The sequence below is a fragment of the Mucilaginibacter sp. OK268 genome, assembly GCF_900103125.1.
Classification (GTDB): Bacteria; Bacteroidota; Bacteroidia; order Sphingobacteriales; family Sphingobacteriaceae; genus Mucilaginibacter.
Genome location: NZ_FNJV01000009.1, coordinates 193508 through 218915 on the forward strand (window position 1 = coordinate 193508; position 25408 = coordinate 218915).

A 25408-nucleotide genomic window follows, 5' to 3' on the forward strand; every position below is an offset into this window, starting at 1 on the left:
TTATCGGTTCCAGTAGTTGAGTTGGTTAATAAGCAGCAATCTGCTAATGGTGTTTTGCGTAAGCAGGTTACGGATAGTGAGATAATTATTGATAGCCAGTATCAGATCGGCCATTCGCAGATCGCCGGTTTGCAGCAGCTTGGTATCCACCTTTATTAAGGTTTCAGAGTATTTGAACTGGGTATTAATGTCAGCTATCAGGTTATCATACCCATCTATCTGCTGGTTCAGTTGGATGATCTGTTGGCTGTACTGCTGAGCAAAAAAACTCTTATAATTTTTGCGCGATTCTTCTTCCAGCGAAAGCTTTTTGTATGATAGCTTGCGCTGCCCACCATCGTAAATAGGTACGGTAAGGCTAAAGCCAACACTGGCGCCAAAATGTTTATAGTAAAGAGCGGTAAGGTCAGAGTTATAACCACCATCGGCAAAGGCCTTTATCTGGGGTTTGTAGCTGTAGTCGATCAGTTTGCGGGTATTGAGTAAGCGTAGGCTGTCAAGCGCATATTGTCTGAAAAATATGCTGTTGGTTTTGTCAGCAGTGATGGCCCTTTGCAATTCGGGTTTTTGTAACTCAATGACTGTGGTATCCGTAATCCCAGTGAGGTAATTCAACGTGGCAAAATCTGTTTTATACTGCAATGTGGCTTGCGAAAGTTGCAGCTGCGCCTGTTTTAAGGTAACCAGGAAAGTAAGATAATCGCTTTGGTGGTACACATTGTTGCGGGTTAGTTTTTTAAGCAGGTCCTCTTCGCCGCTCAGCAGGGTTACCACTTCTCTATTAAATTTTACTTGTTGCAGGCTCCCGTAAGCGGCTATGTATTGCGCGGCAATAGTACGACGCAGATCCTGCTCAGAGAGTTTGATATTATTGCGTAAAGAATCGCGCTGAAGGCCTATGCCGTTATATTGCGCTTTCAGGTAACCGTTGCTGATGAAGGATTTATTTACCGATAGCAAAGCGTCGAGCGTTTGCCCATTAGTAATAGCCTGCGAATAACCATAACCATGAATAACGGGTGCATATAAGCCAGCACTCCCGGCGCTTACCTGGGGCTTTAAACCGGCTTTTATACGAACGCTATCCAGTTGCGCCGAGAGTATTTGGTTGTTGAGATCCTTAAGCAGCGGACTGTTCTTTACAGCTATCTGTAAGTAATCGTCGAGCGTTTTTTGCTGCGCGAAGCAAAAAGAACTCATTATTAAGCATAGGAGTGATACGAGCAGATGTTTCATAAGTTAAGATGGCCCATACCGGTTACTCAGATGGGGTTGAGCTTAGCGACCGATAGCTTAAAGCTAAGCTTTATAATTTATCTTTAAAAGTTTGAATATAATTCCATTTTTTCGACGTTACTAAGCTAAATATCAATTCTGGAATTATTCTGGAACGTCAAAGTTTACTGTGAATTGATGGATGTTTTCGTTAAACTGATATTGCAGATCGAACCCATAATTATTACAGATCTGCCGGCAAATGGTAAGGCCAAGTCCGATACCTTCAGAGGCGGAAGATTTTTGAAAGCGCTTAAAGACCCGCTCAATATCTATTTCGCCATCTTTTCCGGTATTGCTGATGCGAAGTTGATGCTGATCAAGGACAACGTTGATAGAGCCTCCCTGCCGGTTGTGCCTGATGGCATTGGTGATCAGGTTATTTACCAGCACCTCCATCAGTAACAAACTGGCCATAACTTCACAATCGGCAAGCTCTGTTATCAGTTTGATGTTTAAACTGCCCAGGAGTTCCTCATATTGGGAGAAACTGGTGCTGAGTAATTCTTTCAGGTTAACGGTTTGCTGATCATGTATCAACCCATTCTCAATTTTGGTGAGTAACAGCATTGATTTGTTAAGCCGGGTTAAGCGGGCAACCGTGTTATAAATATCATTAAGCAGTTTACTTTGCGGATCAGTGAATTGCCCGGTTTGTACCAGTGTATCCAGTTTGGAATTGATGACCGATATGGGGGTCATCAGCTCATGTGCAGCGTTTTCTGTAAAAGCTTTCAGGTTAAGATAATCGTCCTTAGCTTTAGTGGCCATGATGCCTACCGCCTGATCGAGTTCCGTAAACTCATCAATGGTTGAAGGTACGGAAGCCACGGTTTTATCTTCGGCCAGATTAAATACTTTGAGTTGATTCAATATGGTGTAAAAAGGCTGCCACATGCGCCTTAATATCAGTCGGTTTGATAGGAACAATGCTATTACCAAAATAAAAATAAGTACAATGGTGATCAGGAAAACATCACCTATAAGATCCTCTGTTTCTACGGTTGATTGTATAACGGTTATCTGGTACAATTGCGTGCCTACGGTTACCGAGGTGATAATAGCACGAGCAGGTTCCAGGTCCTGCTCCTTGGTATCCCGGTAGGAGGTATCAATAAATTTTCTTTTAACCGGGCCGTCAACTGCTTTAAAAAGAATTTCCTGGTGATTGGTGCGGAATACCTGGGGCAGGTGATGATTAAGTTGTACGTAATCAAATACCTCACGCTCCTCTACCAGTAAGGCCTTATCAACCTGGTGTGTAAGGATGGCATGGATAGTAAAGTAATAGATAACACCCGTAACCAGCATGATAACTACGGTTACGCTGATGTTGATCCGGTTGTATTTGTCAAGGAGCTTCATGCATCAGTAAACTTGTAGCCCATACCGTAGGCGGCCTGGATATAATCCTTGCCACCTGCTTCCACCATTTTTTTGCGGATGTTTTTGATGTGCGAATAAATAAAATCAAAGTTGTCGGCAATGTCGATACTGTCGCCCCAAAGATGTTCTGCAATGGCACTTTTTGAAACCACTTTGCCTTTATTGGCTATAAAGTATAAAAGCAAGCTATACTCTTTACGGGTAAACTTAACCGGGACCTGGTTGATTTTAACCTCTTTCGCGGTGAGGTCGATAAAGATCTCATGCAGGGTAAGGATATTGTTGCCATTAAACGCTTTGCGGCGAACAATAGCCGCAACCCGGGCCCTTAATTCCGAAAGATGGAAGGGCTTGGTCAGGTAATCATCGGCGCCAAGATCAAGCCCCGTGAGGCGGTCGTCCAGGGAGTTTTTGGCCGAAATGATCAAAACACCATCAGCTTGTTGCCCGGCTTTCAGGTGTTTTAAAATATCCAGACCATTACCATGAGGGAGGGTAATATCCAGCACAATACAATCATACCGGTACAGATTAACCTTGGACATGGCCGAAGAAAAATCATGTGCCGTTTCGCAGATATTGCCCTCCTCGGTAAAGTACGCTTCAATACTTTCCCGCAGGCCCGCCTCATCTTCTATGATCAATAACTTCAAGCTTTTTTCTTTAAAATTAGAACTTAATTTAGTAGAAACTTTGTAAAATAAACATAGCAAATCAATTAAGTCCCCTGAGCCCCCTTAGGAGGAGCCTCTGATCTGCTAGTTTATCTGTTCCGGTGCCCTATTTTAGTTTGTAAACCAGTACTTTGAAAGTGTTGGGTAATGCAGTTCGTGTCCCTTTTACAAATTCAGCAACGCTTAAATAAATTTTATGCGTTTTAGGATCAAGGGCCATTGTTCTAGCACGATAAGCGGTCTGTAATGTCTGGATCACCTTATACTCATCAGCCGATAGTTGTTTGATAATGGTAGTTACGCCATCGCCGCATGAGCAAAAGATCAGCTTGGTTTCGGGATCGTAAACCACGGCATCAACACCTGCGCCTATAGGTAAAGTGGTTACTACTTTGCCTGTATTGATATTAACCACGCTTACACCTTTATTTTCGCGGCAAACGGTAAATACCCGTTGATTAACAGCATCCAAAGCCAAGCCTGTGGGGCCACCACATGGGGCAAGCGGATAGTTTTTGATCACCTTGAGGGTTTTGCTGTCTATAATGTTCAGGCTGCTTTTATCTTCTAGGTTGTTGTAAATTTTGCCTTTACCATCGGCTACGGCAAATTCGGGAGCGCCGCCCAATGCAACCGTGCCAACCTGTTTCAATGAATTAGGATCAATTACCGATGAATTATTACTTTCGCCATTAAAGCTGAAAACGCGGTCGGAATATGGATCGTACATAATAGCATCGGGGCCATTAGCGTCTGTTAAGGCTATGGTGGCAATAACTTTCAGTGTTTTCAGGTCAAATGCTACTACGGCGTTGGCTTTACCATCGCTGATAAAGCCGCGATTAGCTTTATTGTCGATAGCGATTCCATGTATGCCTTTCAGATCGCCGATCAGGCCTGCAGGTTTTTCTGTTTTCAGATCGATCACGTTTACAGCCGTACCGTGCGATACATATAAACGGTTATTTACTTTATCGATCGACAGGTAATCATAACCACCATCGCCGGGCAGGGGGATCGACTTATCCAGCTCATAGGTTTGCGCATGCAACAGTTGAGGGAGCAGGCCAACTGATATCATCAAAGCCAGGACCGATACAAATTTTTTCATGGGTTCTTTTTTGATTTAAAGTTCAACTCTGATTCTGTAGAAAACTTGTACTGATCTCGGCTGGTTCTATGTGCTGTCCAAAACTTTTTAAACCTATTATTTTAACACTTTTTTAGTCAAAAACAGGGAAAAACGCTCGTCTTTTGGTCACTTTAACAAAGTTTTAACGCCGTTTTAACACTTTTTAACAAATTTTTGATGGGTTTTGAAAGGTTTAAAAAGTATTAATTTATTGATAATCAATGATCTGAGTAAAAATGGGTCTGTTTTTAACCCTTTTTCTCCTTAACCAAACAGCCCGCTGATCTCAGAAAAGACAAGCGGGCTGTTTGGTATATAAATATACGAAAAATTATCGAAACACCAGGTGGAGAAGGCGTGGAAATTTGCCCGACTGAACGCAGGCGACGACTCACCCCGTCTGCGCTTGGCTAGCCCCCCCCTCTCTTCGCCTGCGGCGGAAAGTGGGGGCTTAAAAAAACAACGTCATTGCGAGGTACGAAGCAATCTCATCTCTATGCTATACAGAGCGGACTTGCCTATTGGGGATTGCTTCGTGCCTCGCAATGACGCGCGGAAGGAGAAATGTCTTTACCCTCTTTGCGGCGATGCCGGGGAGAGGGTGACCGAGCGTAGCGATGGTCGGGTGAGTCGGCTATGCGACAATCCTATTTTTTAAGAATATACCACAAAGAAATAATAACTGAGGCATGTTTAAGGCAACCCCGCAGATGTTTAAGCGCCATGGTGATCTGGTTTTCGACCGTTCGCTTAGAGATACCCAGGCGACCGGCTATTTCCTGGTTCGAAAGGTGATCGATGCGGCTCATCTGGAAAATTTCCTGGCAGCGCTTGGGTAATTGGTCCAGGTACCGTCCTAATTCATACAGCAGTTCCTGGTCTTTGATCCGGCTTTCACCGTCATTCTGAACCAGCAATTCGCTGATCTCCGTACCGGAAATGGTTAAAAAAACCGGCGATTTTACCGCCCGCATCCGGTTATAAACCTGATACCGGATAGCCGTCAATAAAAAATTAGGGAATGATTCGATCTCGAGTTGCTGCCTCCTGTTCCAAATATTAAGGAACACATCATGTACAGCTTCTTCGCTGGCCTCGCGATCTTTTAAATAACGTAGAGCCGTTTTATACAGCCGTAGCCAGTACCGATCAAAAAGCACGGCAAAAGCCTGTTCGTCATCATTACGGATGGCAAGCCACAGCTCAGCGTCATTAATCGGGGAATTGTACATACAACTGGTTGGATAAAATTAGGAAAAGCCCGCCAAATAATTCTACAATTAATGATTAACCGAAAAAAAATTAAAAATTGATGTGTGTGTCTATATAAAATTTACACTAACAAAGTATAAACCTGCTATCGTAGCCTAATGATAACCAAAGAAGAATTCCTTGCTTTGTACGAAAAGTACATGAGCGGACAATGTACAGCCGACGAAAAAAAGCTGCTGGATACATACCGCGATGAAATGATATTGGCCGAAGAGGGCTGGGATGATGACCTGGTGAAGGAAGAAGATGTGCGTACCCGCATATGGCAGCGATTAAACAACAATCGTAAAATAGTTCAACTACCATTACGTAAGGTTACCAAATACCGTTGGTTGCAAATAGCTGCGGTTTTTGTGGCGGTGTTGTTTGCAGGGCTGTTTTTTATGCAGCGTAAAAAAAATCAAGAAACTGGTACTGTAAAGCTGACAAATAAAGTACAGCCGCCCATATTACCCGGCGGCAACAAAGCATATTTAACCTTGGCCAATGGCTCGCGCATTGTGCTTGATGATGCCCAAAACGGCAAGCTGGCAACCAGGCCTGGTGTTACTGTAAGTAAAACCGGGAATGGTATGCTGGTATATCATTTTACCAATTCAAACAATACCACGGCTGCCACAACGCCCGAGTTTAATACCATTACTACACCCAGGGGCGGGCAGTACCAGGTTGTGCTGGAAGATGGTACAAGGGTTTGGCTCAACGCGGCTTCATCCATCAGGTTTCCGCAGGCCTTTATCGGCGTAACCCGCGAGGTTGAGTTAACCGGTGAAGCCTATTTTGAAGTAGCTAAAAATAAAACCAAACCTTTTATTGTACAAGCAAACGGCACAAAAGTGCAGGTGTTTGGTACCCACTTTAATATAAACGCTTATGGAGATAACAATAACATAACTACTACGCTGCTGGAAGGCTCGGTGCGCATGAGCAGCGGCAGTTCGGCAGTAATGTTGGCGCCAGGTCAGCAGGGTGATGCTGTTAACGGCGCGACCATCAAAGTAAGCCCCGCCGATATACAGCAAACTATGGCCTGGAAAAATGGCCTCTTTATATTCCATGATCTGAATATTACCGAGGTGATGAAACAAGTGGGCCGCTGGTACGATGTTGATGTGGAATACCGTGACGATGATGTGAAGAAGAATGAATTTGGGGGTACTGTATCCAAATACAAAAATATAACGGAGTTGCTGGAGGTGATGGTGCTTACCCGATCAATTCACTATAAGATAGAGGGAAGGAGGGTAATCATTATGAAGTAAATTTTCCTTACCCATAATATTTACCTGTTTATAACCAGGAGCGTTCGCAGCGCCCCTGGTATAAAGCTTTGAATAGCTGTCAGGTATCAATCAATGATCATATTTCTCATAACCAATTATTTAACCTAACATTCAAATGTATAAAAAATCTGCTGCAATAAGATGCAGGGAATGGCCCTGCCTTAAATCTAAATTATTTCTGATTATGAAATTGTCGTTTTTTTTGTGCCTGGTTTCTATACTGCAAGTGAGCGCCGCAACGTCATTTGCACAAAAGATCAGTCTTGATAAAAATAACGCTTCCCTGGCCGAAACCCTGCAGGAAATTCACCTGCAAAGCGGCTTCAGTGTATTTTATAACGCCAAACTGCTCAAAAAGGCGGTGCCGGTAAATGTACACCTGCAAAATGCCGATCTGAGCGATGTTTTAAAGCAATGCTTCCAGGATCAGCCATTTAGCTACGTGGTGAATAACAATACCATTGTGGTTACTCCCAAACAAGCCGAGGTCGCTGCTGTCCAGGATATTGTTGTTACCGGCCAGGTAACAGACGATAAAGGCGTACCGCTACCGGGTGTAACCGTTAAGGTAAAAGGTACCGATGTAGGCGCCCAAACCGGTATTGATGGCCGTTATAAAGTATCGGTAAGCAATAGCAGTGCTGTACTGGTTTTCAGCTTTGTGGGTTTCGCGTCAAGAGAGATCGCGGTAGGTACCCAAACCCAAATTGATGTGATGCTTAAAGAGCAACCATCGGCATTAAATGAAATTGTGGTGGTGGGTTACGGCACACAAAAGAAAGTGAACCTCACCGGGGCGGTTTCGTCTGTTAGCGGCGAAACGCTGAACAAGCGCCCGGTAGTGAATCCTGCCTCCATGCTTCAGGGATTAGCTCCCGGTGTAGCGGTAAATGTCGGCTCTGGTGAACCAGGTAACGAAAGCGTATCCATTAAGGTTCGTGGTGTTGGTACCTTTAGCGGCGCCGGTACAGACCCTCTGGTGTTAATTGACGGTGTACCCGGCAATTTCAGTGATCTTAACCCAACCGATATTGATAACGTATCTGTATTAAAAGATGCTGCCTCGACCGCTATATATGGATCAAGGGCAGCCAATGGTGTTGTGCTGATCACTACCAAACAAGGTAAGGCCGGGCAAATGTCGGTAAGTTATGATGGCAACGTGGGTTTTTACAGCCCTACTAACATGTATAAACTGGTAACCAACTCGGCGCAGTACATGGAGATGTTTAACCAGGCCCGTATCAACAGCGGCACAACAGACCCTAACTCCCTTTATCCGCAGGATCAGATCGACCTGTATCGTAATAGTACAGATAAGCTACACTACCCTAATACCGATTGGCTGAGCCTGATATTCAGAACAGCGCCTACCCAAAATCATAACCTCACTTTTAGCGGAGGCAATGATAAAACTACCTATAATGTGTCACTGGGCTATATTAATCAAAATGGTATTGAGCGCGGCTTTGATTATAAGCGATACAGCGCCCGTATCAATTTAGCCTCCAAGATCAACGATCATATCAAATTCGGCACCAACGTATTGCTAAAATCAGGTACCAGAGATGCGGTGGCGGGCAATCCTTCATTACCAAGCCAATGGGACGGTTCTTCCATGGACCTTTTTCTTTCGGCTATGTCACAAGCGCCTACTTATGGCCCCTACCTGACTGATGGCAGCGGACATTACACCTTTAAAGCCTATGACTTTGAGTATAACAACAAGAACCCGATAGCTGTATTGGATCAAAACTTTACCAGGGTTACTAATGATTACGCCGTGAACGCGCAAGGTTGGGTTGAAGTGCAGTTCAATAAGGATTTTTCCTGGTACACCAAAGGTGCGGTGAACTTTAATATGGATAAGTACAAGGATTTTAAAGCCACCCTGGATGAATACAACTTCAAAACCAATCAACTGGAAACTCAATTGGACCTGGGCAAGGGTTTAACCGACCAGGACGAACAAACCGTTTATACCAATTTATATAGCTATTTAAACTATGCGCATAACTTTCACGGGCATAATATTAAGGCACAAGTTGGTTACAGTATTGAGCAAAGTAAATATCAATACCTGCAGGGCTATCGCAAGAACTTTCCCGACCTGGATCTGCAGGAACTAAACGCCGGAGGGGCAGATATACAAAGTGCATATGGCACCTCTAATCAATGGGCGTTAATGTCATACTTTGGTCGTTTGGATTATGATTATAAAGGCCGTTATCTGTTGGAAGGCAATATTCGTGATGACGGAAGTTCAAGATTTCCGCCTGCTAATAAATGGGCGATATTTCCTTCGTTTTCTGCCGGATGGCGGGCTACTGAAGAGCCCTTTGTAAAAGCCATGAATTTAACCTGGCTGGATAACTTTAAACTCAGGGGCTCATGGGGTAAGGTAGGTAACCAAAATATTGGTAACTATCCTTTCCAGGCATTATTGAATTTGGGAGGAAATCCAAACCTTAACTACTCTTTTGATAATTCAACACTAACAACAGGTGTAGCGCAGCAAGCCCTGAACAACCCGGTTATCAGATGGGAAACCACCACCATGACCGATATAGGTTTGGATATAACGCTTTTGAGAAACTTTAATTTAACCGCCGATTGGTACAATAAAACCACATCTGATATTTTAAGACAGGCCCAGGTTACCGGAGTTGTAGGCTTAAGCGCTCCTATTATTAATGATGGTGTAGTGAACAACCGCGGTATTGAGCTTGGTTTATCATACAATAATGTTATACGCGATGGCGCTTTAGGCGGCTTTGCTTATAACGTGGGTGTTAATGTTGATCATAATACGAACAAGCTGGTAAAATTTGGCCAAACAGAGATCGGCGATTATACTATTAACCAAACCGGGCAGCCGATAAATTCATTTTATATGTTACAGGTGATCGGCATTTTCCAATCAGCGGCAGAGGTGGCCAATTCTCCTAAGCAGTTTTCTGACTCAACACTGCCGGGCGACCTGAAATATAAGGACGTAAACGGCGATGGTAAAATTGATCAGAATGACAAAACCATCATTGGCGGCGTTTTTCCTAAATTGAATTATTCATTTAATCTTGGAGCAAGTTTTAAAGGTTTCGATCTGTCGGGCATGTTCCAGGGGGTTTACGGGGTTAAATCATATGTGTCTGGCTGGGGAACTATCCCCTTTGTTCAGGGTGCTGCGCCAACTACAGATTGGTTAAATGCCTGGACGCCTGAGCATCCGTCAACCACCATGCCACGCATTTATTTTGGTCAGAGCGCGCCGGATAAGATCGGCCGCCGGTCTACCTTCTTCCTGCAGGATGCATCCTATTTAAGGCTTAAAAACCTGGTGTTCGGGTATACCATTCCTGCACAGCTCACCAAAAAAGTGGGTATCAACAGAGTTAGGGTTTATTTTGCCGGCGATAATTTATTTACTATAACCAAGTTCAAGGGTCTTGATCCTGAGCGTTATGGCAGCGGCGACGGGGTACAATACCCGCAAAATAAAATATACTCCTTTGGTTTAAATATTACTTTTTAATTAGCCCCACATGAAAAATCGAATTATAATAACCATCATATTAATTACATCGCTGTTTGTAGGCGCGTGTAAAAAAGCGTTGGATCTGAACCCTTCGGATCAGATAGCGACGGCTACCTTCTATAAATCCAAAGCTGATTTTGATGAGTCCCTTGCGGGTGTGTATGCAGCTTTACAACCCGAGGAATTTGCCGTAGGTATAGGCTTCAGGGATTGCTTTACCGATAACGGGTACAACCAGTTTAATTCCGGCAGTTCCAAGGATTTTGTTCAGGGTAACTTTAACCCTACTACCGGCGGTTACGAAACTGGTATTTACAATGACAGTTATACTGGTATCACCCGTATAAATCTGTTCCTGCAAAACCTGGCTAACTACAAAGGGGCTGATATTTCTGATACGCAAAGAAAAGTGTACGAAGGCGAAGTAAGGTTCATCCGTGCTTTTTTCTACTTCCAGCTATACAGCATTTATGGTGATGTGCCCCTGGTGTTGCAACCGCTTAACCTGAGCAACCAAAAGCAACCTAAAGTGCCGGCTGCACAAATTTTAACCCAGATCACCACCGACCTGGATTACAGCATTGCCAATTTAAATACTGCTGCATACTATGCCAATGGCGGGCACGCGGCGGCATCTTCGGCAAAAGCCTTAAAAGCAAGGGTGTTATTATTTGCCGCTTTCGGTAACACCGGGACTCCTGATCTAGCTATACTCACCCAGGTAAGGGATCTGTGCAAGGACCTGATGGGACAATATAAGCTGAGCACCAATTTTGAGGATATCTTCCGGGATGCCACGCAAAAAAACAATACCGAGATCATTTTCTCGATTAACTTTCTAGCGCCTAATAATACAACTCCCTGGGATATGTATTATGGCGACTGGGACGCTTGTGCTCCGCTGCAAAATATGGTTGATGCGTTTGAATGTACCGACGGTCAGCCTTATGGCACATCTCCATTAACCGATACCAAAAACCAATTCAATAATCGCGATCCAAGGCTAGCGAAAACCGTATATGCCGATTCTGTTAACTTTGGTCCGGGCAAGGTGTATCACCCATCCAACTTGCGGCCTACCGGTTATGGTACCATTAAATTCCTGGAACCTAATAATATGCCGTATGGCTTCTCGACCCTAAGTCAGCAGGATGCTGTGGTATTACGTTTGGGCGAAATGATGCTGATGTATGCCGAAGCTCAGAATGAGATCGCTGGTCCGGACGCTACCGTTTATCAAGCGATGACCGATCTGCGGGCACGTGTGAGTATGCCTCCATACCCGGCTGGCTACACCAAAGATCAGATGCGCGAACGTATCAGGCATGAACGCCGCGTTGAGCTTGCTTTTGAGGGCTTGCGTCATTATGATCTGCTGAGATGGCACATTGCCGGGCCGGTACTTAACGCGGTAAAAAGCACCCTCATCAACTATCATTTTGAAGATAAGTTTTACAAATGGCCGCTGCCTCAAACAGAAATTGACAAGAGCGGTGGGGTGTTGATCCAAAATCCGGATTATAAATAATCACTAATTAACTATTAACGAACAAAAGCCGGCAGCAAATTTTTGCTGCCGGTTGTTTGTTATAAAGAAATGGGGATTTCGTTAATTGCTGGAGGCTGCGATACAAAGAGTATTTCATACTAATTAAACAATTTGCCCTATCCTTTTCATATTAAGTAAATAGCTTATTAAAAAATGATAAAATAATCGATTTTTATGGTTTTTATTGGCAGGAATCAAAATTCAATAACTTAGTTTTGTATCTATACCATGGAAAACCTTACCGATTTAAAGCAGCAACTTGCACAATATCAACAACGTGAGGCCGAGCTCGAAAAAAGTGAAGCCCGGCTGCGTATGGCCATCGCTTCTGCTAATTTAGGGACATGGGATTATAAACCATTAACCGGCGAACTTACCTGGTCTGACGAATGCAAACACCTGTACGGCCTGGCACCCGAGGCTGAAATAAATTTCGAACTGTTTACCGAACATATTTATCCTGCGGATAGGGACGCACTGGAGCAGGCCATGAAAAAGGCCATGGACCCGCTTGGCGACCATATCTATGATATGACCTATCGTATTATTCGTTTTGATAAGCCGGAGGTGAGATGGCTAAGGGCACAGGGAAAAGTTTACTTTAATAAATTACAGGAGCCAGAGCGTTTTATAGGTACCATAGTTGACCAAACCGAAACCAAACTGGCCGAAGAAAAAAGCGCCAAGCTGGCCGCCATTGTAGAATCATCCGATGACGCCATCATCGGTAAAACCCTGGATGGCATTATCACCAGCTGGAACCCGGCAGCAGAGCATTTACTGGGTTATACAGAAAAAGATGTTATCGGGAAACATATTACCATACTTATCCCTGAGGATCGCTTAGATGAAGAGGACCTTATCCTGGAAAGGGTCCGGAGTAATAAAAAGGTGGAACATTATGTAACCTTCCGGGTAACTAAGGCTGGTTTAGAGATCCCCGTTTCTATATCGGTTTCTCCCATCAGGGATGTTACCGGCAAGGTGATCGGCGCCGCCAAAATTATCCGGAATAACGCCCATCAAAAAGAAACAGAAGCAAGGTTATTACGCTACGCAGAAAACCTGGAGGTATTGAACGCGCTTGGGAAAGTTATTTCAGAGAAGATGGACGTGAGCGATATTCTGCAAAAAGTAACGGATGCAACCACCCGGTTGATCGGCGCGGCGTTTGGGGCGTTTTTTTATAATAACGTGAGCGAGGCCGGTGAATCTTATATGTTGTTTGCACTGTCGGGCGCACCAAGAGAAGCCTTTGAACGGTTTGGAATACCCCGGAACACGGCCCTTTTTCATCCTACATTTACAGGGGAGGGCATTGTACGTGCCGACGATATAACCAAAGATCCGAGATACGGAAAGAATAGCCCCTTCTTTGGGATGCCCGAAGGGCATTTACAGGTAACCAGTTACCTGGCTGTACCCGTAATCTCCAAATCGGGCGCGGTAATAGGTGGATTGTTTTATGGGCATCCCGAGCCGGGTAAATTTACCCGGGAGCATGAGCAACTGATATTCGGGGTTGCCACACAGGCTGCTATCGCGCTGGATAACACTAAGCTATATGAAGAGATACGGAAGCTTAATGATAAAAAAGAAGAATTTATTGGCCTGGCCAGTCATGAATTAAAAACGCCGGTAACCAGTTTGAGTGGTTATTTGCAAATATTGAATCGTACACTTCCGGATACAGACCGTAATAAACCATTTTTACAGAAAGCGCTGCTCCAGGTTAAAAAGCTATCCGAACTGATCTCCGATCTGCTGGATGTTTCTAAAATAGAAACCGGGCAGCTGCCCCTTTCGTTCAGTGATTTTAACATCACTCAAATTGTACAGGAAACTATTGAACTCATCCAGTATTCGACCAAAACACACCAGATCATATTACAACAACCGGAACAGGAGATCATCATTTCGGCAGACAAACAACGGATTGAACAGGTTATTGTTAACCTGCTTTCCAATGCTATTAAATACTCTCCAAAGGAAAAATTGGTTAATGTAACCATCTCTGCCACGCCTGATAAAGTTAAGGTAGCCGTACAGGATTATGGTATGGGTATCCAGAAAGAACATCAGGAGCGCATATTCTCGCGTTTTTATCGCGTAGAGGAACTGGCCTCCCATATATCGGGGCTTGGTATAGGCTTGTACATCAGTAAAGAGATCATCACGCGCCATCATGGTAAACTCTGGCTGGATAGCGAGCCGGAAAAAGGGTCAACATTTTTCTTCGAAATACCACTGAATCTATAGCGGTAAAATAAATTTTAATTTTTTTTTCAAATAATGTCCAGTTTCTGAGATCTCATTCATCATTGGAGTATAAATTAAATATTCAATAATCATTAGAGATCAAAAAAATGGAACAACGACTTAATGTACATCAAAAAGGCCAGGCCGCAATGAAAGCTATATATGGTTTAGCTATTTACCTGGCAAAATCACCGGTTGAAGAATCACTTTTACATTTAATTGAATTCCGCGTATCACAAATTAACGGATGCGCCTTTTGCCTGGATATGCACTCCAAAGACCTGCGCGCCGAAGGTGAAACCGAACAGCGTTTATACCTGCTGAGCGCCTGGCGCGAGGCCCCTTTTTATACCGAACGTGAACGCGCCGCGCTGGCCTGGGCCGAAGCCTTGACCAAAGTTACTGAAGGTCCCGTATCTGACGAGATTTATAAAGAAGCAAGCAACCAGTTCTCTGAACAGGAACTGATTGATCTCACTATGGCAATTATTACCATCAATAGCTATAATCGTCTTAATATCGCGTTCCCGGCACCTGTTGGCGGGTATCAGCCCGGAGCTTATAAGGTACAAGCTTAAGAAAAAACCTATCTATCCTTCAACTCGTAATCGTTGGTGACCACAAGGTGTTGGAAATATTTAAATCCATTGTCATTTCGAACGAGGTACGAGGAGAAATCTTCTGCGATATGCTTCCGTGGTATGCTGTAGAAGATTTCTCTTTCGCCCCTATGCTTTTCCCGCCCCTGCTCTATCGAAATGACATCTTTTTATAAAACTTGAACTTTCCATTATAGGTAATTCCCCTTATTTCCTCCTACGGTTGCTGCTAAATGAGTCCCTGAACATTTTCCATCCTTTTGCTGTTTTTTTCCAAAGTACCAGGAATTTTCCATTATCAAAAAGCCGGTGCTTCGCATCAAATGACTGCCATATCCCCTCTTCAGTAACAAATGTCCCGCCATCGCCATAAATGGCAGTAGTGATAAACCGGCCATCGCGTAATCCGAATTGATCATACGCCATTTTGAAAAATTGACGCGCACCTGCCATTCCATGCAGCGGCTCCATGTTGGGGGGCATGATCACGCAATCATCCGCATACCGGTCAATAAAAATAATTGGATCGTTTTTTACAAAAGCCTGGAAATAAATTTGATTGCTTGCCGCGATGGCTTTTTTAGCCTCACTTAAATTTGATTGGGTTTCAAGTTCTGGACTTTGAATGTTGAAACACATCATGAATATGGCCCATATGGGCACCGCACTTAAAAGCTGGTTCATCTTTCTTGAATTAATTTATTGATCTGTTAAATAATATGATTCAAAAATAGAGTACCCCAGCATGGATAAATTGTACAAAACGGAAGAAGCAGGGTTGGAGTAAATATTTTAATCCTTAGCGTAATTGCAGCAATTGCCGCCGCTTTTTAAACAAGCAGGTTGTTAATTGACCCATCACATGCCAAAATGTTAATTATTTACGCCTTTTAACATATTTTGAGCTTTTTATTTACCTTCATACTTCCATTTATATTAACTGAAGCATGAGAAAAGCACTTTTAACATTAGTACTGTTATTTGTTTTTTTACTAACATATTCCCAAAGTCGTACTCCCCGGCAATTATATCCGGGCTTGTTTGAGGCTGTACAGCTTACCGATATATTTCCTGATAATAAGATATTTGTTGATGCCACACCCAAACGTAATCCCGAACTGATCATGAAAGATTATGAGGCGCAAAAAAATAAACCCGATTTTGATCTGAAGCAATTTGTAAACGATAATTTTTTTATCCCCGGCACCCATAACGATGTTTTTAAAAGCGATATCACCGCAGGTATACGTAAACACATTGATACTTTGTGGCAGGTGTTGTACCGCAGGCATGATACCGTTTCTAAATATTCGTCATTGCTGCCCTTGCCACATGATTTTATAGTTCCCGGTGGTCGTTTCCGCGAAACCTATTATTGGGACTCCTACTTTACCATGCTTGGATTGCAGGAGAGCCATAAAACACAGATCATTGAAAACATGATCGACAATTTTGCTTATATGATAGATAAGTATGGCTTTATTCCAAACGGAACCCGTACCTATTATTTAACACGCTCACAACCGCCATTTTTCTCGGTGATGCTTAATTTGCTGGCAAAGGATAAGGGGGAGAAGGTATTAGTAAAATATCAGCCGGAACTTTTAAAAGAATACGCGTTTTGGATGGAAGGCGGAGAAAAATTAAAAACAGGCCAGGCTCACCGTATGGTAGTCCGTATGCCGGGTGGCGAACTGCTGAACCGTTACTGGGACGATTCGGACCAGCCGCGCGAGGAATCATTTAAAAAAGATGTGGAAGCAGCCAAAACCACCATGCAAAAACCAGGCGATTTTTATCGTAATATCCGCGCTGCGGCCGAGTCAGGCTGGGATTTCAGTACCCGGTGGTTTGATACCACAGGCAATCTGGCAACCATTCAAACCACCAGTATCATCCCGGTTGATCTGAATTGCTTGCTTTATCATTTGGAGCTCTCCATCGCCCAATCCTATCAATTAGCAGGGAATGGCAGCCAATACAGGATTTATTTAGCCAAGGCCCAGCAACGTAAAAAAGCGATACAGAAATATAGCTGGAGCGAAAGCACAGGCTGGTTTATGGATTATAACTGGCAATTGAACAAGATCACCCCCCATCAAACCCTGGCTGGTGTATTTCCGCTTGAGTTTAAGATAGCCGACGAGCGGCAGGCAAAAATAGTGGCTCAAGCGCTTCGGGTAAAATTCTTTAAATCGGGCGGTTTGGTAACCACCTTTAACCGGTCGGGCCAGCAATGGGATAGCCCTAATGCCTGGGCGCCATTGCAATATATGGCTATAGATGGATTAAGGAATTATGGTGAGAACGAGCTGGCCCGCTCCATTGCCGAAGCCTGGATACGTACCAATATGCGGGTTTTTGATGCAACGGGAAAGTTGATGGAGAAGTATAATGTGCTGGATACGGGATCAAAGGCCGGTGGTGGCGAATATCCGCTGCAGGACGGTTTTGGGTGGACTAACGGCGTGCTGCTTAACTTGTTAAATCATTACCAGGTTGATCAGTTATAACAGTTTTTAAACAATTATCATTTTTTTTGGTGTTGTAGGTAAATTACAACGCCAGTTTTTTTAAGACAAATTTAAGCTATTGCAGTACACCATATCAGTTAATCGATTTACTATGAGAGTTTATATACTAATTTTATTTCTTGTACTTTTTGGATCTGCCGCCACCTTCGCGTCATCAAAAACAGATAGCCTTTTGACCGAGCTAAAGCGGGAACTTACAAGAAAAAAAATTTACGACGACAAAAAAGAGGCCGATATACAAAAACTCAAAACAGCATTATCAACAACTCCTTTAACTGATCAGAATGCCAGATACAGGCTATGCAGCAATATATATGAAGCGTATAAAGTTTATCAATTTGATTCGGCTTACGTATATATTCATAAAATGCAGGATATAAGCGATATACTGCATGACGCTCCCAAGCAAAATGATTGTAAAATTAAGTTAGGTTTTATACTGCTTTCTGCTGGTATGTTCAAAGAAGCGTTTGACTGCTTTAACGGCATCAACGTTCAATTACTAAGTGATGACAGTAAGATTGAATATTATTCGCTAAAAGCCCGTGCCCACTCAGACCTGGCCGATTATGACGACAATGTATTTTATAGTCAGTATAATAACAACTTATCCATCAAATATCTCGACTCCACCATTGCACTTTGTAAGCCAAATTCATATGAGTGGTTAAGGCATCAGGGTGATAAACAGGTAAGGCTGGGAGATACAAAAAAGCCGTCTGAATATTACTCCCGCTTACTTTATCAGTATCCTTTAACCACCCATCAGCGGGCTATGATGGCTACGGGGCTTTCGCAATTTTATCGTGCTCCCTCAGAGGTAGAAGAACGCACCAATCTGCTGATCATCGGTGTTATAAACGACATCCGCTCATCAACAAAAGAAACCCTGGCGAGTTTTGAATTAGGTAATTTACTGTACCGGACCGGTAATATCATAGATGGCTATACTTTTGTGGATCAGGCTATGAATGATGCGGAATACTATGGCGCCCGGCTCCGGAAAATAAAGATCGGGGCTGTATTACCTGTTGTAGCTGCCCAGAAGCTGGTTTTAATGGAAAAGGAAAAAAATAAATTCCTGGTATACCTCTTATCTATTACTGCTGTTTCACTTTTGGTACTCATGGTGGCCTTCATCATATTTAACCAGCTCAAGCGCTTAAAGGTGAAAGAAAAGATCATCGAAGAAAAAAATCAGCAACTGGAAAGCATCAACGACAAGCTGATTGAGGATACGCACATTAAAGAGGAGTACATCGGGTATTTTTTTAATGTGATATCGGGCTATATCCTCAAGCTCGAAAAACTGAAAAGAAACATCGACAGAAAGCTGTTGGCAAGAAAATATGATGATATACAGCTGGCAGTTAATGAAATAAATATTAAAAAAGAACGCGAGTTATTATTCTATACTTTTGATCATATTTTTCTGAAAATATTCCCCAATTTTATTACTGTTTTTAACTCATTATTTAAACAGGAAGACCAGATATGGCCCCGCGATCATGAAGTGCTGAATACCGACCTCCGGATATTCGCGCTGATACGGATGGGGATAAGCGATAATGAAACTATTGCTAATATTTTGGAGTACTCTGTAAACACCATATACGTATATAAAATGCGTATCAAAGCAAAAGCAATAATTTCCGGCGATCAGTTTGATCAAAAAATAATGGAAATTAAAGCAGTAGAGGTGTTAAGTAAAACCTAACCCATAAGTGGTTGATTTAAGTATAACATGTGGTATAAAATCACCTTAAAAACGCTTAAATTTTATTTATATTTTTTGAAGGTTGTGTTTTTTTAAATGACTCATTATCAATTTATTGAATTATAAAAAAGCCATATATTCTTATATTTTAACAAAAAAAATAGGTAATGCCCCCAGTCGCATATTACTTTGTATGAGGTGATTTAATATCCTGTAAAATAATTTAAATATTTTCATGATAAATCATCCTTTCCTGGATAATAAAATATAAACCATAATAAATTAAATTTTCATGTGAGTAGCTTTTAAGCTACCAACGTAGCAAAGGATATTGATCTTTTGCAATAAACGGGTTAAATGCTTTTGCCGATTGTTGGGCATTGGGCTTTGACGTAATTTTTGATTTAAAACCAACCTGAATATGAATATAAAGCTTACTAATGCCTGTAGTCCTCCGTAATTATGAAACAGTAACGATCGTAATAAATTAATCACCAGTTACTTAATATTTATTATAACAAAATAACATTTATGATTATTTTATTTGATAAATTAATAGTTTACATTTATAACAAACCAATTAAACACTAAATCTAAATTTATGCAGCTAAAAAATTTACTTAAAGTAAGCTGTCTTGCCATTTTTTGCTTCTTTGCTGTGCCGGTAATGGCGCAAAACAAAGTAATAACCGGCAAGGTTACAGACTCTCACGATGGTTCGCCGATGCCTGGTGTATCCATCGTAGCCAAAGGCTCAACCATTGGTACCAATACAGGGCCCAATGGCGATTTTAAACTCTCATTACCGGCCTCAAATAATACACTTGTGGTATCATTTATCGGTTATGCCAAACAGGAAGTTGATATAACCGGCAAAACAACAATAACTGTTGAACTGGTGGGTAGCGCTACCGCGTTAAGCGAGGTTCAGGTAATCAGTGTAGGTTATGGTTCAACGCGTAAAAAAGACCTCACCGGAGCCGTATCAAACATTTCGGCGAAAGATTTTAACCAGGGTGCCATTATCAATCCGCTAGATCAGGTTCAGGGTAAAGTGGCTGGTTTGGTAATTACCCAGGGTGGTGGTGACCCTAACCAGTCGGCCTCTATCCGTTTAAGAGGGCAAACATCAATCTCCGGTAACCAATCGCCATTATTTGTGGTTGATGGTATCCCGCTTGATGATCCTACCCAGTTTCAAAACATTGCACCTGCCGACATTGCTTCTTATGATGTGCTGAAAGACGCGTCAGCTACGGCTATTTATGGTTCACGTGGTGCAAACGGTGTTATTATTGTTAACACCAAAAGAGGTACTGCAGGCAAAACCCAGGTTGATTATAACGGCTACGTGGGCTTTTCAAAACAGAGTAAGTACTGGGATTTGTTAAACACCGCCGAATACCTGGCCACACCAGAAGCAAAAGCCAATCCCCAAAAAGGGCAGGGTGAATCTGATGATGTTAATACCGATTGGCAGCGTGCTATTACACGTACAGCATTAACGCATAGCAATAACGTTGCTATATCTGGAGGTGCAAACGGGTTTAGTTACCGTGCCTCTTTAAACTATCAGAACCAGCAAGGTGTTATTATTAATAGTAATAAGGAACAGCTTGGTTTGCGTTTTTACGCAGAACAAAAGGCATTAAATGATAAATTAGATATTCAATTAGGTATTTCAAACGTTAATACCAACCGTAGCCTAACCAATTATAGCGCTATAGGTTATGTATTTAATGCACTCCCAACTATACCTATCAGAAATGCCGATGGATCATTTAATGATTATGGGGCTGGCTATAACGCATACAACCCGGTATTGTATTTAACCAAAACTTATAACAAGCATAACGAGTATTTAACCAACATCAATGTAAATATTAATTATACATTGGCGCCTGGCCTTAAAATAGGTGTTACAGGTTCAACTACTCGTAACAATGTGCAAACGCACTATTTTGTGCCCCGTTTTGTTGCCCAAAACAGTAACAGCATGGCTGTTGACAGTAACCTGAATACTAATTCTTATAAAGGTGACATTCACCTTAACTATGATAAGAGCTTTGGTAAACATAATATTTCTGCAACTGCTGTAGCTGAAAAAAGCACCTTCCCTACAAACTACTTTTTTGCAGGGTCACAACAGTTAATTTCTGAAGCAAGTTTGGATAATGCTTTAGGTACGGGTTTAATATTCCCCCCTCCGGGTTCTTACAAAGATGATAACGAGCTAAAATCATTACTTGCCCGCGTAAACTATAATTATGACAGTCGTTTTTACGTAACAGCTTCTGTGCGTCGTGACCAGTCAAGTAAATTTGGTAGTAATTATCAAGTAGGTTATTTCCCTTCGTTTGACCTGGCATATCGTTTAAAACGCGATCTGGTTAATAATGTGGACTGGATTAATGATTTGAAAATACGTGCCGGATATGGTCAGGTAGGTAATGCTAATGGCATTGGCCCTTACAGCAGTTTGGCATTGGTAGCGCCGGGTAATAAATTTTATGATGGAACAACCGGGTATTACCCATCAAGTTATGCCCCTAACCAAAACGCTAATCCGTATCTGAAATGGGAAACCAGGATAGGCCGCAACATCGGGCTTGATTTCTCTTTGTTCAATGATCGTTTATCAGGAGATATTAACTACTATAATGATAAAACCAAGGATCTGCTTTTTGCTAATACGGTACCAACTCCTCCAAATCTTGTACCTACTACATTTTCAAACGTAGGTGCATTAACCAATAAAGGTTTGGAGATAGCGCTTACCGGTCAGATTTTAAAAGGTGATGGCCTTAACTGGACAGCATCGGGTAATATAAACTTTGTTAAAACCAGGATAGCCAATTTATCAGGCACACTGGCTGATGGTACAAAGGTAAACACCAGTTTTTTTGAAGTTGGTTATGCACAAGGTCAGGGTTTAAGTTCAACGGCTATTACACGGTTTGTACCAGGTTATGCGCCCTATGTATTTTACTTGCCGCATAGCACAGGAGTGAATGCCCAGGGGGTAGAATTGTTTGATGGTAAAACTCTTGCGGAATATCCAGGTCAAAACCCACCAAAGCATTACATTGATCCAAGTCCTAAATTCAACTACGGCCTCAATAACAGCTTTAATTACAAAAATTGGAGCGTTAGCTTCTTTATACGTGGTGTTTATGGTCAGAAAATATTTAACAATACGCTGTTAGATTATGAAACCGTAACCCGCTTGCCAACTACCAATACTACAAAGGCTGCATTAACCAATGGTATAACAAGCAATCCAACACAATCAGACAGGTGGCTGGAAGGTGCATCATATTTACGATTGGATAACGCCTCATTAGGTTATACCTTTAAACAAATTAAAGGCTTAAATTCATTAAGAGTATATGTAGCAGCTAACAACCTGTTTGTTATAACTAAATATAGAGGTCTTGATCCGGAGGTTTCAACAGCAGGCGCTACTGCTGGTAGTGGCAATCAATCCTATATCGATGCTGATTACGGCGGTTATGCCTATTACCCTAAAGTAAGAACTTTTACATTCGGTACAAGTGTATCATTTAGATAATAACTGTTTGTAAATCAAAATTTAAAAAGATGAAAAATAATAAAATATTACAATTGGTGGCATTGATGGCGGCAGGCAGTTTAATTATGCAGTCATGTAAAAAGCTCGACAAACAAACATATACGGTTATACCTATTGATAATTTTTATCAAACACCGGCTCAAATAGCTGCCGGTTTGGCTCCGGCCTATACAGCTTTAACACCGTTGCAAACAGAAAATGTGTTTCAGCTTAATGAAGCATCGACAGATGAAATGATTATCCCAACCCGTGGTAATGACTGGTATGATGGTGGTGTGCATACACAACTGTGGACTCATAATTTTGCTGTTGATAACGCAAACGTTAATGGTGGTTGGGCAGACTTAAGTGCCGGTATAACTAAATGTAACTTTGTTATCAGCATTATTAATGGTTTAGCTGCTAAACCGGCAAATGCTCCGGCTCTTATTGCAGAGATCAGTGTACTGCGAGATTATTACCTGTTTTTAATGACCGACCTTTATGGTAACATACCCTTGGTAACCTCTTATAGTACCAGCGCTAGTTTAGCCCCGGTAAAAAGAGCCGATATTTATGCTTACCTGGAAAACGACCTGCTTAAAAATATTCCGTTATTGTCTGGTGATAATGCTACCAAAAATCCTGGTATCTATGGTCACGTTAATAAATGGACAGGTTATATGCTGTTAAGTAAGTTGTATTTGAACGCACAGGTTTATACAGGCACACCTCAATGGGCAAAAGCTCAAACTGCTGCTCAAACGGTTATCGATTCAAACAAATATAGCCTGCAACCTAACTTTTTAGACAATTTTACCTATACAAATCGCGGTTCTGTTGAAAATATATTTTGTATACCCTTCAACTACCCGCTTATTAAAGGTAACGTAATTCAAATGTATACCCTGAATTATAACAACAACCAAACATTTAATTTAACCAGTCAACCTTATAATGGGTTTTGCGCGCCAACCGCATTCTATCGTACATTTACAGCCGCCGATGTTCGTAAAAAAATGTGGCTTACCGGGCAGCAATTCACCGCCGCCGGGGCTCCTATTAACGGCACGGTGATAAGTATTTATGTTAATGAGTTAAGCAACCCTGCCGATAGCTTTAAATACGCAGGAGCCCGTAGTGTGAAATATCAGCCGCAACCCGGCACCGGTAGTGATGGCACCAGTAATGATGGGGTTAGGTTCCGGTTGGCCGACGCCTATATGATGGTGGCCGAAGCTCAATTGAATCAGGGTAATGTGGCTGGTGCGTTGATTAACGTAAACAAGATCAGACAAAGAGCGGGCGTGCCAAATTTAACGTCTTTAACTGCTGATGATCTCCTGGCCGAACGTGGCCGTGAGTTTGCATGGGAAGGCTGGCGCAGGAATGACCTGATCAGGTTTGAGGTGGCAACTGGCAAAAAATACTTTACGGGCGCACGTGTACCAGGTAAAGTTCAGGACGCAGCCGATAATCATACCTTCCTTTATCCAATACCTCAACCACAAATTAATACTAACCCATTGCTAAAACAAAATCCGGGTTATTAATTAATACATTTGATTTATGCTAATAGAACAATGGAACAGCTTAAAACTGTTCCATTGTTTTTATAAAAAGCGCTGAATAAGATTGCAGACCGATCCAAATAATATTGTAATTTCAGTGTGGTTCCTAAAACATGAAAATAACATTTGCTGTACTCGTTTTACTCATCATTGCGGCCTTTATACCTTTTCATCAACATGCCAGTATTAATATCAGGGCAAATTATTTTGAGGTAAGCCAGCAATTGATATCGGCCGATAACTGGAAACGCTGGCAGCCCGATATCAGGAATGAGTTGACCAATGCTAAACAGGATAAGTTAAGTGCAGATGCTAGTGCATTTTTGATCAGTATACCGGGGCAGTCTTTTAAAGTGGAAAGCATGAGCGCTAATACTTTTAATGTTACCAGAACACAAAATCATATGGAGCACCTATATCAGTATACGGTGATGCCGGATGTGGCAAATAACCATGCGACTATAGCTGTTGATGTTAAAAATAATGTAGGTAAATGGTTGCTTTCGAAGCTTGATTCGTCCGGAAACATACTTGATGATCTTAGATCGTTGAAGGGATTTATGGAAAATGCCAAACAGTATTACGGGTTTAATATCAACGAAAAAAATGTTGATGAAACTTATCTGGTTATTAAAAAGGAAACGATACTTACCAGGAATAAATACGCTGAAATAGCCCGTGCAGCAAAAGATGTACGTGATTTTATTGCGCAGAATAATTTACAGGTCCGGCAATCTTTAGCAGGAGCTTATTACCCTAAAAAAACAGATTCGTTGCAGATATTGATCGGGATACCTGTAAATAAACAGGTAAATTCAACCGGCGGCATTACCTTTATGCACATGCCTGGAGGTAAATGGTTAGTGGGCGATTATAAAGGCAAATACAGCGGCAGGCAACAGTTATATAATGCTATGGAAAAATATATGCAGGATCATGCTTTATTAAAACAAATAGCGCCATTTGAAAGATATCTTGATAATAAACCCCCTGCCAGCGACGATGATATCATAAACATGCAGGTTAATTACCCGGTGCTTTAACATAATTT

16 protein-coding genes are annotated in these 25408 nt (G+C 42.1%); 10 read left to right on the top strand and 6 right to left on the bottom strand.

Going from position 1 to position 25408, the window contains the following annotated elements; translation table 11 throughout:
- From BLR84_RS24105 to BLR84_RS24125, 5 genes are all read right to left on the bottom strand, one after another.
- Complete coding sequence (locus BLR84_RS24105) at positions 1–1200, bottom strand: TolC family protein (protein WP_176852144.1); 1200 nt, start codon at positions 1198–1200, stop codon at positions 1–3.
- 180 nt (positions 1201–1380) lie between these two features.
- Positions 1381–2640 carry a sensor histidine kinase gene (locus tag BLR84_RS24110; protein WP_090472820.1) on the bottom strand — a complete coding sequence of 420 codons (1260 nt, stop codon included), beginning with the start codon at positions 2638–2640 and terminating at the stop codon, positions 1381–1383.
- Positions 2637–3314: a response regulator transcription factor gene (locus tag BLR84_RS24115; protein ID WP_090472821.1), complete on the bottom strand. Its 678-nt coding sequence runs from the start codon at positions 3312–3314 to the stop codon at positions 2637–2639. Before BLR84_RS24115 ends, BLR84_RS24110 begins: the two co-directional genes overlap by 4 nt.
- A gap of 127 nt (positions 3315–3441) precedes the next feature.
- On the bottom strand, positions 3442–4446 hold the full coding sequence (locus tag BLR84_RS24120) for a YncE family protein (RefSeq protein WP_090472822.1): 1005 nt from the start codon (positions 4444–4446) through the stop codon (positions 3442–3444).
- Between the two features lie 668 nt (positions 4447–5114).
- On the bottom strand, positions 5115–5699 hold the full coding sequence (locus BLR84_RS24125) for an RNA polymerase sigma factor (RefSeq protein ID WP_090472823.1): 585 nt from the start codon (positions 5697–5699) through the stop codon (positions 5115–5117).
- Positions 5700–5837: 138 nt separating this feature from the next.
- Between BLR84_RS24125 and BLR84_RS24130 the strand changes: the two genes are divergently transcribed.
- From BLR84_RS24130 to BLR84_RS24150, 5 genes are all read left to right on the top strand, one after another.
- On the top strand, positions 5838–7001 hold the full coding sequence (locus BLR84_RS24130; RefSeq protein ID WP_090472824.1) for a FecR family protein: 1164 nt from the start codon (positions 5838–5840) through the stop codon (positions 6999–7001).
- Positions 7002–7206: 205 nt separating this feature from the next.
- The gene (locus tag BLR84_RS24135) at positions 7207–10554 is read left to right on the top strand and encodes a TonB-dependent receptor (protein WP_090472878.1); all 3348 of its coding nucleotides are present in this window, start codon (positions 7207–7209) and stop codon (positions 10552–10554) included.
- Positions 10555–10564: 10 nt separating this feature from the next.
- Positions 10565–12085 (top strand): RagB/SusD family nutrient uptake outer membrane protein, encoded by a 1521-nt coding sequence (locus BLR84_RS24140; protein ID WP_090472825.1) that lies wholly within the window; start codon positions 10565–10567, stop codon positions 12083–12085.
- A gap of 249 nt (positions 12086–12334) precedes the next feature.
- Complete coding sequence (locus BLR84_RS24145; protein WP_090472826.1) at positions 12335–14365, top strand: PAS domain S-box protein; 2031 nt, start codon at positions 12335–12337, stop codon at positions 14363–14365.
- A 107-nt stretch (positions 14366–14472) separates the two neighbouring features.
- On the top strand, positions 14473–14943 hold the full coding sequence (locus BLR84_RS24150; RefSeq protein ID WP_090472827.1) for a carboxymuconolactone decarboxylase family protein: 471 nt from the start codon (positions 14473–14475) through the stop codon (positions 14941–14943).
- A 228-nt stretch (positions 14944–15171) separates the two neighbouring features.
- Here the strand turns inward: BLR84_RS24150 and BLR84_RS24155 are convergent, their stop codons facing one another.
- A complete protein-coding gene (locus BLR84_RS24155) occupies positions 15172–15648 on the bottom strand; it encodes a YybH family protein (protein WP_218128474.1) in 477 nt (158 codons plus the stop codon).
- 263 nt (positions 15649–15911) lie between these two features.
- Here BLR84_RS24155 and treF point away from each other — a divergent pair, with 263 nt between their 5' ends.
- From treF to BLR84_RS24180, 5 genes are all read left to right on the top strand, one after another.
- A complete protein-coding gene (gene treF, locus BLR84_RS24160) occupies positions 15912–17477 on the top strand; it encodes an alpha,alpha-trehalase TreF (protein ID WP_090472828.1) in 1566 nt (521 codons plus the stop codon).
- A 112-nt stretch (positions 17478–17589) separates the two neighbouring features.
- Positions 17590–19215: a DUF6377 domain-containing protein gene (locus BLR84_RS24165; RefSeq protein ID WP_090472829.1), complete on the top strand. Its 1626-nt coding sequence runs from the start codon at positions 17590–17592 to the stop codon at positions 19213–19215.
- Positions 19216–19816: 601 nt separating this feature from the next.
- Positions 19817–22786 carry a SusC/RagA family TonB-linked outer membrane protein gene (locus tag BLR84_RS24170; protein ID WP_090472830.1) on the top strand — a complete coding sequence of 990 codons (2970 nt, stop codon included), beginning with the start codon at positions 19817–19819 and terminating at the stop codon, positions 22784–22786.
- 29 nt (positions 22787–22815) lie between these two features.
- A complete protein-coding gene (locus BLR84_RS24175) occupies positions 22816–24339 on the top strand; it encodes a RagB/SusD family nutrient uptake outer membrane protein (protein ID WP_090472831.1) in 1524 nt (507 codons plus the stop codon).
- A 131-nt stretch (positions 24340–24470) separates the two neighbouring features.
- The gene (locus tag BLR84_RS24180) at positions 24471–25400 is read left to right on the top strand and encodes a GyrI-like domain-containing protein (RefSeq protein ID WP_090472832.1); all 930 of its coding nucleotides are present in this window, start codon (positions 24471–24473) and stop codon (positions 25398–25400) included.
- Positions 25401–25408 lie beyond the last annotated feature (8 nt).